Annotated in this window: 12 protein-coding genes and 1 pseudogene; all 13 read left to right on the forward strand. The window is 71.5% G+C overall.

Annotation, left to right across the window (positions count from 1 at the left end):
• A pseudogene (locus ACZ4W9_RS39420) lies at positions 1-404 on the forward strand (DUF2637 domain-containing protein); the annotation flags it as partial.
• 44 nt (positions 405-448) lie between these two features.
• Entirely contained in the window at positions 449-613 is a 165-nt protein-coding gene (locus ACZ4W9_RS39425; protein ID WP_467944056.1) for a hypothetical protein, read from the forward strand.
• A 115-nt stretch (positions 614-728) separates the two neighbouring features.
• Complete coding sequence (locus tag ACZ4W9_RS39430; protein ID WP_467944057.1) at positions 729-1,205, forward strand: hypothetical protein; 477 nt, start codon at positions 729-731, stop codon at positions 1,203-1,205.
• A complete protein-coding gene (locus tag ACZ4W9_RS39435) occupies positions 1,202-1,510 on the forward strand; it encodes a hypothetical protein (RefSeq protein WP_467944058.1) in 309 nt (102 codons plus the stop codon). Before ACZ4W9_RS39430 ends, ACZ4W9_RS39435 begins: the two co-directional genes overlap by 4 nt.
• 128 nt (positions 1,511-1,638) lie before the next feature.
• A complete protein-coding gene (locus tag ACZ4W9_RS39440; RefSeq protein WP_467944059.1) occupies positions 1,639-3,831 on the forward strand; it encodes an ATP/GTP-binding protein in 2,193 nt (730 codons plus the stop codon).
• A 21-nt stretch (positions 3,832-3,852) separates the two neighbouring features.
• Positions 3,853-4,272, forward strand: a complete 420-nt coding sequence (locus tag ACZ4W9_RS39445) for a conjugal transfer protein TraB (protein WP_467944060.1) — start codon at positions 3,853-3,855, stop codon at positions 4,270-4,272.
• Positions 4,273-4,354: 82 nt separating this feature from the next.
• Positions 4,355-6,502: a chromosome segregation protein ParM gene (locus tag ACZ4W9_RS39450; RefSeq protein ID WP_467944061.1), complete on the forward strand. Its 2,148-nt coding sequence runs from the start codon at positions 4,355-4,357 to the stop codon at positions 6,500-6,502.
• Between the two features lie 87 nt (positions 6,503-6,589).
• Positions 6,590-6,778 (forward strand): hypothetical protein, encoded by a 189-nt coding sequence (locus tag ACZ4W9_RS39455; RefSeq protein WP_467944062.1) that lies wholly within the window; start codon positions 6,590-6,592, stop codon positions 6,776-6,778.
• 68 nt (positions 6,779-6,846) lie between these two features.
• Complete coding sequence (locus ACZ4W9_RS39460; RefSeq protein WP_467944063.1) at positions 6,847-7,383, forward strand: DUF6197 family protein; 537 nt, start codon at positions 6,847-6,849, stop codon at positions 7,381-7,383.
• Positions 7,384-7,503: 120 nt separating this feature from the next.
• Positions 7,504-8,301: a hypothetical protein gene (locus tag ACZ4W9_RS39465; protein WP_467944064.1), complete on the forward strand. Its 798-nt coding sequence runs from the start codon at positions 7,504-7,506 to the stop codon at positions 8,299-8,301.
• A gap of 45 nt (positions 8,302-8,346) precedes the next feature.
• Positions 8,347-8,616 carry a hypothetical protein gene (locus tag ACZ4W9_RS39470; RefSeq protein WP_467944065.1) on the forward strand — a complete coding sequence of 90 codons (270 nt, stop codon included), beginning with the start codon at positions 8,347-8,349 and terminating at the stop codon, positions 8,614-8,616.
• 327 nt (positions 8,617-8,943) lie between these two features.
• Positions 8,944-10,017, forward strand: coding sequence for a hypothetical protein (locus tag ACZ4W9_RS39475; protein ID WP_467944066.1), 1,074 nt, complete (start codon positions 8,944-8,946; stop codon positions 10,015-10,017).
• 321 nt (positions 10,018-10,338) lie between these two features.
• The coding region (locus tag ACZ4W9_RS39480; RefSeq protein WP_467944067.1) for a hypothetical protein at positions 10,339-10,716 on the forward strand (378 nt) is incomplete at its 3' end.

Here is a 10,716-nt window from a genome sequence, read left to right on the forward strand (position 1 = left end):
GGCGTGCTGCCGAAACCGAGCGGGCCGCTGCCGAAACACGGCGGGCCGCTGCCGAAGCCGACCGCAAGAAGGCGGAGGAGGACCGCAAGAAGGCGGCCGCTCTCGCCGAGAGTGCGCGCGCCCAGAAGGCCGCCGCCGAGGCCGAGAAGGCCGCTGCCGAAACGCGGCGGGCCGCAGCCGAAATCGAGCGGCGCGCGGTCGAAGCCGAGGACGCCGCGAAGCTCGGTCGGCGCGAGCGGGCGGTCCGCAAGGTCGCCCGGATGATCCTCGGGACCGCGGCCGGCGTCCCCAGCCAGCTGCCGCTCGCCGACATCCAGCGTGAGCTCGAAGTCTCGCCCGGCACCGCCTCCGAGTACCGCCAGGAGGCCGCCGAGCTGCTCGCCGGCGGCTATCGCCCCGAGTGACCCGCCCACCCGACACCCCCCCCGACACCGACTGAGGAGTTCACATGCCCGTCTGGCTGTACGTGGTCAGCGTCCTGACCGTGGCCTTCACCGTCCTGGCGATCCCCGCGACACTCGCCTACCTCGGCCACGGGTGGACCGGCCCGGACCACGGGCCGGCCTGCCGGCGGTGCCACCCGTCCCAGCTGCTGCGCAAGCGGCGCTCCTGACCAGCCGTCCGGCACACACCAGTGAGGGCCAGCCCGAGGTAAGCGGGCTGGCCCTCGCTGCGACTGCCGGAAGCAGTCCCAGCTCCACCCAGTACACCAGGAGGGAATCCCCGCTGTGAACAGCACCGACCCCAACCACTCCCCTCTGCGCGACGTCGCGCAGAACCCGGAGGCCACCGCCCGGTACCTGGCCGATGTTCAGCGGGTCCTGCTGGACATCGGCAAGAACCTGGAGACCCTCGCGATCGAGACGCAGGTGCACCTGCGTGACACCCACGTGGAGGGCGACCGCTGGTACCACGCCAGGCTGCGCGCGCTGCCCGTGGAAAGGGCCCTCGGAAACGTCCTGAAAAACCTGAAGAACCTCATCGAGGGCCTGGAAAAGAGCGCCTATAAGCGCCGCGCCCACGACGAAGCCGTTGTGAATACGGTCCGGGAAAGGAAGGAAAAGGAGCTGGAAATGCAGCGGAAGAAGAACCCGCCGCAGCTCCAGGCCGCGCCCGACCCGCACCAGCAGGGTGCGCACGGCCGGAATATCGGCTATGGTGAACCCATGTCGATTTACGACCTGGGTGACAGGGAGTCGGCGTGACGCGCCCCCTCACCAGGATCGAGCGCTCTGTTCATGGGCGGAACGACTGGCTGAAGCAGGAAGAGCGCAGGGCGGTCGAAAGTCGCGGCGAGATCGGCCGGATGGAATTCTGGCTCCGCGTTACTCGGTCCCGTATCAGCAAGGACGTCAAAGCCGGACGCAATGACGTTCTTGGCGGATTCACCAGCGTGTGCCGCCTGTTCATGCTCGCGGTCGACAAGCGGGCCGCAGGCGACGCGAGGCTGTGGAACCACCTCATGCAGTACGCGCAGCAGGTGCTGGAGCAGCACGGCCCGCGTCACTGACCGTCACCAACGAAGGCCCCGCCGGGCTCTGGCGGGGCCTCGCGCGCGTAAAGCGTGCACACGTGCACGTGCACGCGCGTGCACACGAGACCCCACTGTCTGTCAAGTCCCCTGGAGGGAGGTGCACCGTGTCCGACGAGTCCGACGAGTCCGGCAGCGGGACCCTGGTCCGCGGCCCCTGGAGCGGTGATTCCACCTACGCGCCGCCGCCGGTCCCGGATTTCGCCGACACCATTCCGCCTCCGGAAGACATTCCGGAGGCTCCTCCGGAGTCCCCGGAGGAGACCACGATGCAGTTGCCGCCGATTCCGGCCGCCCCGGATCCGGCAATGGCGCTGCGTTCGGAAGGAATTACGGCACCGGAAACCGGTGAAGATGATGGCGAATACGAGGAGGGTGAATATGTTCAGCCTCGGTCTCTCGCCGACCGTCTCGGTGACTGGCTGGAATTCCGGCTGGAAAGGGCGCGGGCGCGGCATGAAAGCGAAGTGCCTTTCCGTGAGGCGGAAATAGCGCGGAAGGTTGCGCTGCTGGAGGGTCGCACCGCGCAGGAAGTCGCGATGATGGAGCAGAATGGAAAGCTCCACGCAGCGATGATGAAAGCGAAGGGCGACAAAGCGGCGGCGCGCGGGAAAGCGGACGCCGACCGCATGAAGTCGAGCGGCTCCGGCATGGGCGTCGACAAGGGCCGCTCGAAGGCCGGCGGCGGGGGTGGTTCACGGGGAGGCGGCGGCAGCGCCGGCGGCTCGGGCCGGGGCACCGGCGGCGGCCGCGGCTCAGGGACGCAAGGGTCCGGTGGCTCCGGGGGAGGTAACTCGCCCAAGGGCACCGGGAAGGGCACTGACCGCTCTGCTGGCGGCCGTGGGGGCGGCTCCAAGGGCAATGAGTCGTCCGGCGGCTCCAAAGGTCGTCAGAACGGCTCTGGCGGCTCCGTGGCAGGTAAGCCCGGTTCCGGCAAGGGCAGTTCGGGCGGCTCGGGCAGCTCCGGGGCAGGAAAGGGCGGCTCGAAGGGCGATGGTGGCTCGAAGGGCGGCGGCGCGTCGCAGAACTCGCCGACCAGCCCGCGGGCGGAACGGGCCCGCGGCCGCCAGGAGCGCGCTGGTGCCCGCCAGGCCGCCCGGCAGCAGCGGCGCAGCGCCGACCAGGCCGCCAACCTCGCCGATCGCAGCAAGGATCGCGACCAGGCCCGCGCCAACCGGCAGGCCGAGTGGGAGGAACGGCGCCGGGCGAAAGCGGAGCGGAAGGCCGCGAAGAAGGCGAAGCGGGAGGCCGCCAAGGCTGCCGAGGACCGCACCACCCTGGGTGCGGCGGTGATGGAAGGCATCCAGGACCGCTGGGACAAGCGCCGCGCTGACCAGAAGGCCGGCCCGGCCGAGGACAGCAAGGACAAGGCCGAGAAGGACAAGGCGGGCGGCGGCAAAGACGAGAAGGCCGCCGAGGACGGCCCTGAGGGCGCCTCGGGCGCCGGCGGGGACGGTGCGTCGGATGAGCCGGGCAAGAAGTCCAAGGCCGCCGGCGGGCCGTCTGACGGCTCGAAGGAGCGGCGCCGGAAGCGGCGCCGGCGCACCAGCACCGGCCGCAAGCGGCGCGGCCGCACCCGCCGCACCGGCCGGAAAGAGCGCGGTGGCACGGGCGATGCCGGGCGGCACGGCCGTACGGCGGACAGCCCGTTCGGGGCGGAGGACACCACCCCGAGGTACGTGTGGCCCGAGCACCCCACCCGTCCGCCCGAGCGCCCCGTCGGCAACGACGAGCACGACATCGTCGACGCGGACATCGTCCCCGACGCGCCCGCGGCCGTGACCACCGGCGTGAAGGGCCTGCCGCCCGCGCCGGAGAAGCACACACAGCGGCCCGGCACCAGTCGGCCCGCCAGCACAGAAGGGAGCAGCGTGAGCAGTTCGCACGTCAGCAGGCGTACTGGGCATCAGGGGCTGGCGGCCCAGCACCGGACGGACATCACGTTCGGCGAGTACCTGGTGGAGATGGCGAACATCGCCATCAGGGCCGCCTCCGACCAGGAGCGTGCCGAAGCCCTCATGGAGGCCTTGGGCAGGGTCGCCGACGCTTTGCGGGAGATGTCCGCCGATCTGGCCGGCGACCACAACGTCACCACCGAGGTCACCGACCTGATCGCCGACCTGGCCGATTCCGCGGGCCGTATGAAGGCGCAGGCCAAGCGATGTGCCGAGCAGTGCGGCCTCGCCAGGGAAGCCGCCGGTGTGGCGGCCAAGGAGGTCGCCCGCGTCTACGGCCAGGACATGGCCGCCAAGGAAGATGCCGGTCTCAAGCACGCCTCGGCCGCCGCCCACCACGACTAAGCCCGAGAGGACATTCCGCTGATGAGCAGTTCCCTCACGCCCCGCGGCACCAGCGCGGCGCCCGTCGTGGCCGACGACGACAACCGGTACAAGGCGGTGCAGGCCAAGCTGGACAAGCTCGGCAAGGCCATGGACGACGCCACGGTCGAACTGCAGGGGCTGCGCCGCAGCATGCAGAACAACGCCGACCACACCGACGGGGTGTCCACCGACATCACCAACGCCGAACTGGACCCGAAGTTCGTCACCCTGACCGACCTCGTGGCCACCGCCCTGGCCGGCGCCGCCCGGGAAGTCCGCACGCTGACCGAGCTCGCGCAGGAGACGGTCGACCTCACCTACAAGACCCGGCGTGCCCACGCCCGGCTCTACGGCGCGCTGGACGACGTGCGCTCCAACCGGCGTGAGAAGACCCCCAAGCCCGGGTTCTTCAACCGCTGACCCCCACTCCCCCACCCACCCACGCTCCGGGCGGCCCCGCACCTCGCGGGGCCGCCCGACTCGTTACTGAAGGAGTACACCAGTGACCACGCCGCGCAGTGCCGCGCTCGAACGCCTCGCCTACACCCTTGCCGCGCCCGTGCTGGCCGTGGCCCCGAACGCCTTCCCCGACAGCCCCGTCAACACCGTGGTGCAGCTGGCCGGCGCCGCCGGGATCGGCGGCTGGGTCCTGGCCGCCAAGAGCGACGAGCCCGGCGCCGGTCGTAAGATCCTGCGCTGGTCCCCGCTGGTCCTGGCCGCCGCCGTCGATGTCGCCGCCAAGCACACTCCCGGCCTCGGCCCCTACTGGCTCGACGGGCTGATCGCCGCCGGATGGGCGACGGCCGGATTCGTGGTCATGCCGTTCTCCCGGCACACCCGCCGGGGCCACCGGCCCGCCCTCGCCGCCCCCGCCCCTCAGCTGATGCCCGCCGTGGCTGCGCCGGAGCCGAGCGTGGCCCAGCCGGACGACGGCGCCGACCATCTCACCCGCGAGGCCCGGATCCTGTGGGAGCGAGCCGGGATGCCCGCCCGCACCCACATCGTCAAGGCCACCCGGCACCCCGGCATGCACCACGACCTCACGGTCCTGTTGCGCGCCTCGGAGACCGGCCGGCCCATCAGCGGCCTGACCCCGGAGGCCGTCGGAGCCGCGTTCGGCGTGGCCGCCGCCGACGTCACCCTCGCGGACGTCGCCATCCAGCCCGGCCGCCAGGGCGGCCCCGGCTGGATGGAGGCCCTCGTCACCCCCGAGGCCAACGCGAGGCGGCGTACCCAGCCGACCGACGCGGAGCGCTGGGCGGACCGGGTGGCCGGCCCCAAGGGCGGCGCTCCTGGCTCCGAGCTGGTCCACAAGACCCGCGACAACGAACGCGGCGTGACGTTCTACCGGGCGAAGATGACCGACTCCACTGAGTCCCCGCGCATCGACCTGCCCAAGGTCTGCCGCGGACTGGGCCTGCCCGAGGACGACTCCTGCGTGTTCGTCCTCATCGACGGCTCGGAGTTCCTGATCAGCGCGTTCGACACCCCGCCGCTGTCCCAGATCTTCCCCGCCACCCGCGAGCTGCTCACCCCGGACGCCAAGGGCATGTACGTGTGCGGGTTCACCATCACCGGTCAGCCGGTGAAGACCATGGTGTACCAGCACGACAAGAACGCCCCGGCCCACGGCCTCACCCTCGGCGTCTCCCGCTCCGGGAAAACCCAGTTCTTCGCGATCAACATGGCCGCCCAGTCCCTGGCCTGCCAGGTGGTGTGGCTGGCCACCGTCCGCAAGGACGAGAAGACCACCGTCCTCGGGAAGTACATCGACCGGCAGGGCTCGAACGCCCTGTGGATGGCCCGCTCCCTGCGGGCGGCGAAGGCACTGTGCGAGATCAGGGCCGAGATGCCCTGGCCCCACGACGGCCAGCCGCACGACTACAAGCCCGGCGACCCGCGCTGCCCCTACCGCCAGCTGAACGTCTACGCGGACGAGTTCATGACCGCCGCCCAGGACCCGGACTTCGGCGAGTTCATCCAGAAGGACGGCGACGACCTCACGGTCACCGGCCTGAAGTACGGCATCGGCTTCAACCCGGCCGGCCAGAGCCCGTTCGCACACAACGGATTCTCCACGGAGATGAAGGACAACCTGCGGCAGAACTCCAGGCCCGTGATCTTCAACATGGGCTCACCGGCCGCCACCCGCAAAGCCGCCGAGGGCACCATGGAGAACCCATACGACGTGCCGACCATCCCGGCCCGCTACTCCCGCACCGAAGGATCCGCGATCGAGCGGGCCATGCGCGGCGAGGCCGACCCCGAAAACGGCGTCTCCACCGGCGGCGTCGCCGTCATCGTCCTCGACAACGGCCGCGCCGTCCTCATGCGGTCGCTGTACGCCGACTTCGACACCGACCTCTCCCGGCTGTTCCCCGACGAGGTCTACCGGCTCACCGACCACGAGATCAGCGAGCTGGACAAGCGCGGCCTGTGGTTCGACTGGAACGAGCCCGTAAGGCCCGGCGAGTTCTGGCCCGAGCCCGACGAAGGCGACGAGGACGACGGCCGTCCCCGCCGGCGCGGTGGCGGAGGCGGCGGCAACAGCGGAAGCGGGCGCGGCACCAAGAACGGCAATCACCGCTCCGAGCAGGCCGCCTCCCCCCGCCAGGCACTGGAGGCCATCAAGAACCTCTCCGGTGTCTGACCCGACCCACCGCCCCTCACCCAGCCCCCTCGCAGGGCCCGGCCATCCGGCCGGGTCCTGCCCGCACCTGCGAAGGACACACCGCCCGTGGCCGTATCGATCTCCGCCGTCGTCCTGCTCGGCATCATCGTCGTCGTCCTCATCCGAGGCGGCTCCGTACGCCTCGCACCCGCCCTGGCCTGCACCGGGTTCGGCTTCTTCCTCGCCTCCACCGGCGCCGCCCCCGTCATCACCAGCGCCACCAGCACCGTCACCGGCTGGATCGCCAGCCTCTGACCGCCCGGCCGCCGGCGTCGAAGGCCGCCACACCCGCCCCACACCCTTCGACGCCCAGGGAGCCCCCGATGCCCAAGACCCACCCCGCCATACAGACCGCGACCACCGCAGCTCCTGTCCCACCGGAGCTGTCCCTCGAGGAACGCCTCACCCTGATCGACGCGGCGATGACCGTGAAGCTGGACGAGGCGGCCGTCGCCTACGAGGTCAACACCGCGCACATCGACATCGAGCCCGTGAACCTGGCCGACGTCGTCACCGGCCCCGTCGACACCGGCCCGGCCCCGCTGCCGGAGCTGTACCCGACACCGGTCGCGGCCCTGCTGCAGCGTGCGCACCACCGGCTGCTCACCGGCGGCTGGTGCAAGGACGTCCTGGTCGACGAGGACGGCGCCCGCTGCATGCTCGGAGCCATCCGGGCCGAGGCCGGCGGCGACAACAGCCTGGAAGCCAGCGCGATCGCCGTGCTCCTGGACGCCATCCGCCGCCAGTTCGGCGACGACGTCGACTCCGTGCCCTCCTTCAACGACGCGTTCGCCACCGGCCGCACCCCGCTGCGCATGGTCGACCAGGCCGCCCACCTCGCCGACTCCTGCGGCCTCTGAAGCCGCTGCTCCGGACCACCTGCCTCGCACCCGTCCCCCTCGCGGTCGGGTGCGGGCCAGGCCGTCCGGCCTGCGCACCACCGTCCATCACACTCATCCGAGCGAGGGAGACGCCCCGCCATGCAGTCCGACGACAAGCCCGTCAAGGGCCAGCCCATCAACGGCCAGCACAACCCGAACTTCCCCGACCTGCTCAACCAGACGCCCCCGCCGCCCGACGCGAAGGAATGGCCCCGCCCGAAGCGCTTCGCCGGGCTGCGCCAGGCATGGGAGGCGTCCTGGGAACAGGGCGGCTTCCTGTACGAGCGGTGGGAGGACCTGTTCCAGGCCCGGCGCCTCGGCTGGCACGAGATGGCCAACTGGATCAAGGCCGTGCTCAGCCTCACCGGGGTCTGCGCGGTCATCGTCCTGCTGGATGCCGCCGGCGACATCACCTCCGCCGCACTCAAGGGTCTGTCCGACGTCCCGGCCACCAGCGCCCGCGACGGCAGCGGCCTGTGGGGCACGGTCGACCACCCCGTCCGCGTGTTCCTCGCCGACCAGGCCGCGCACCTCGCCGTCACCCCCGCCGCCCTGTACGCGTTCTGGCAACTGACCGGGCTGCTCGCCCTGGTCGGCGGCTTCTTCGGCAACGCCGGCGCCCGCATCACCTGGGTGCTGTTCGGCATCGGCAGCCTCGCCATGATCTGGTCCGCCGCCCCGGCCGGGGGCCGCGCCGCCGCCACCGGACTCGCCGCCCTCATGTGGGCACTGGCCAGCATCTTCGCCCTGCGCGGCCTGACCCTGCGGCCCCTCATCTACAACCACCCGCCGCAGTACCAGTTCAGCCCCGAGCTCCACCTGCACACCACGATCCCCGCCCCCGCCCCGTCGGGCGACGACCACCGTCCCGACAACGTCGACCTGTTCCAGCGCTGACCTCGCACGCGCACTGTCCGGCCGCCACCACGCCGAAGGAACCCGATGCAGACACAGCGTGAGAAGACACAGCCTGAGCGGACCGAGTTCTGGGTCGGCACCTTCCACGGGAGCCACGACGGCCTCCCCGTCAAAGTCACCGCGACCCGCGACGACACGCGCCCCCAGCCGTACGCCTGGACGTGCACGTGCGGCGCGTCCCACGCCTTCCCCACCGAACACGGCCTGTGGCCCACCGCCTGGCGGCACATCCACCCGACCCGCTTCGACCGGCTGCGGTCATGGGTCATCCGCCGCTTACGCCCCGCCCACTGACCTGACACCCTGCCTGGCCCTCGCCCCGCCCCGACCCCCCGGGGGCCGGGCGAGGACCGGACAGGCCGCCAGGCCGAACGCCCCACCCGCTGCGTCCCGCCTACACCAGCACGACGTCGGCGGGACGCAGCGCTGCCCACCGACCACTGGAGGAGATCACTCGTGCTCATCCCCCGCCGGCGCCGCCGGATCGGCCGGCCTCGCCCGCAGCGTCCCGGCTCCCGCTACCCGCACCGTCCCGACCGGCTGCCCGGCGCCTGGACCACCTAGCCGGCCGCCCCGCGTCCTGACGCCCGTCCACTCCACCCTCTTCACGAGGAGGCACCTGTGCCCGTCACCATCAACGCCCACCAGCTCGGCCGCTTGATCGACCGGACGATCGGCCACATCGGCGACGAGTTCACCGAGCCGCTGCACGGCGTCCGCCTGGAGGCCGACGCCGCCTTCCTGTACGCGGTCGCCAGCGACCGGTACACCGTGGCCGCCGCCCGCTACCGCCACCACGGCCTCGATGCGGCTGAGCCGTTCGCCCGCACCCTCCCGGCCGGCTGCCTGACCGCGCTGCGCGAATGGGCCGGCGCCCAGCCCGGCAGCGCCCCGGTCAGCATCACCCTCGCAGAAGGACGCGTCCGGTTCTCCGCACGGCGCAGCGAGCTCGGTGTCGCGGTCGACGACAGCCTGGCCTTCTTCGACTGGCGGGGCATCCTGCGCGGCGTCCTCGAGCAGACCGACGGAACCGGCGGCGAGTTCCCGGTCCTGGACACCCGGTTGCTGGGCCGGTTCACCGCGGCTGACGACATGGTCCGCGTCCGCGTCACCGCCGACGAGCAGACCGTCCTCATCGTTGGCGAGGACTTCCTGGGCGCTCAGATGCCCGCCCGAACCCGACGTGACGGCGTGGGCGCCGAGACGCTCACCACTCTCGGCCAGGTCCACACCTTGTGGCAGCCGGCCCTGTCCGTCAGTGAGGCAGCCACCATGGCGGACGGCATCCCCGCCGCCGAAGTCGGCTGCCGCCGCTACGAGGCCGGAGAGAGCATCGCAGAGACGGTCGAGGACCTGCTCAAGCACACCCTGCGCACCACACACGAGATGTTCGCCACCGACATCTCCTCCCAGGCATTCGCCGCCTACGCCACCTCCGGCGTCATGGCCTGGAGCGCCTACCGCTACCTCGAAGCCCTGCACCGCGCCGACCCGAAACTCGCCGCCGCCGTGGTTGCCGAGACCGCCGGTCAGCTCGACGACGGCGCGCTCGGCGAGTTCGTCTGGGACGCCGCGAAGAACGCCGGCTACGACCCGGAGAAGTGGCAGGCCCAGTTCGACAAGCAGCTCGCCCGCCGCAAGAACGGCACCGTCCAGCCGGGCCAGGAGGACCAAGCCGCATCCACGGCCGTGTGAACGGGCAGATTCTGCATGTCCGTCCTCGCAAACCTGGCCGTGGCCATGCTTCCGGCCGGGACGGCTTGGATCCGCGACCACGTGGCAGCGAAGCAGATCCTGCCCGCACTCCGTAGATGGAGGCGTGCAGCTGCTGGTCGGACCGGCGTGAGCTGCGTGTGCGGTTCCTGCCCGTCCCGGCCTGGCCGGACAACGAGCCCCCGTTCTTAAACGACCCAACCCGGCCGCACCGACCGGGGTCGGACCGCCGGGTGGCCGCGTATCGGCAAAGGGCCGGCCACCCGGTTCCCTCACCTTCTTCGAGATCAGGAGACCTCCAGCATGCATCGTCCCGCCGTCTTCGCCGCCCTCCTTGGACTGACCCGCGCCGCCAGCGCGGTCGGCGACTTCTGGGTTCAGAACGACTTCTGCGCCCGCGTGAAGGGCGCCACCGACGACGCCCCGGTGACCTACGAGGACCCGGTCACCAAGGAAAAGACCACCCACGGCACCGCCGACGGCCGCAAGGCGTGCCTGCATCACTGCTTCACCTACACCGCCACCCAGGCGGTCGTCGCCGGGCTCGGAGCCCGCGCGCTGGGCATCCGGGTCCACGCCGGCGCGGCCGCGGCCGCGCTCGCCCTGTCCTTCGGCACGCACTACATCGCGGACCGGCCAATTCCGACCGGAAAACCCCACCCCCACACCCCCCCCACTCTC

Source organism: Streptomyces sp. NPDC029296 (genome assembly GCF_055569255.1).

Bases quoted from the DNA above. Each gene is read 5' to 3' on its own strand.
- ACZ4W9_RS39425 (WP_467944056.1), top strand. From the start codon at position 449: ATGCCCGTCTGGCTGTACGTGGTCAGCGTCCTGACCGTGGCCTTCACC.
- ACZ4W9_RS39445 (WP_467944060.1), top strand. From the start codon at position 3,853: ATGAGCAGTTCCCTCACGCCCCGCGGCACCAGCGCGGCGCCCGTCGTG.
- ACZ4W9_RS39460 (WP_467944063.1), top strand. From the start codon at position 6,847: ATGCCCAAGACCCACCCCGCCATACAGACCGCGACCACCGCAGCTCCT.
- ACZ4W9_RS39465 (WP_467944064.1), top strand. From the start codon at position 7,504: ATGCAGTCCGACGACAAGCCCGTCAAGGGCCAGCCCATCAACGGCCAG.
- ACZ4W9_RS39470 (WP_467944065.1), top strand. From the start codon at position 8,347: ATGCAGACACAGCGTGAGAAGACACAGCCTGAGCGGACCGAGTTCTGG.